Here is a 561-nt window from a genome sequence, read left to right as displayed (position 1 = left end):
TTGAACGCGGACGAGACCTTGGCGCTTGGTTGGGCCTGGTCCCTCGCCAGTACAGCACAGGAGACAAGCCCATCCTGGGCAAAATATCGAAAGCCGGAAATCGCTATTTACGCATGTTGTTGGTGCAGGCGGCACACGTTTTGATGATGCGCCCGAAACTTTGGCAGAACTTGAGTTTCGGAGACTGGCTGGAACGGGCATCCAAGCGAATGCATAAGAATAAACTGGCCGTCGCCCTGGCCAATAAGCTGGCAAGGATCGCCTGGAGCGTATTGTACAATTGCACGGAGTTTGACAACCATACAACTGACATGGAGGCGATCTAACCAGAACCTCCTTAAAAGTTCGCGACAGAGCATAAGCATGGAACGGAAGAAAGAACGCACCCAAAGTCAGAGGGCCAACATGGTTCTAAGTAACCTGTCCGCTAATTAGACTGTAGGTACGTGCGTATTACCATCAAGGCCACGGCCCGCGTGCCAATTAACAGGTCGGATACATAGTAGCGACTTCAAGCTTCCAAGTAAAAACTCTCTTGCGAAACGCAGGCGGTCCATACAT

General features: G+C 51.3%; 1 protein-coding gene. It reads left to right on the top strand.

Annotated elements, in window-relative coordinates:
* A partial coding sequence (locus PsAD37_RS16550; RefSeq protein ID WP_153039777.1) for a transposase occupies positions 1–326 on the top strand: 326 nt, incomplete at its 5' end.
* Positions 327–561 lie beyond the last annotated feature (235 nt).

The sequence above is a fragment of the Pseudovibrio sp. Ad37 genome (assembly GCF_001623075.1).
GTDB lineage: Bacteria > Pseudomonadota > Alphaproteobacteria > Rhizobiales > Stappiaceae > Pseudovibrio.
This window is presented reverse-complemented; position numbering and strand designations above follow the sequence as displayed.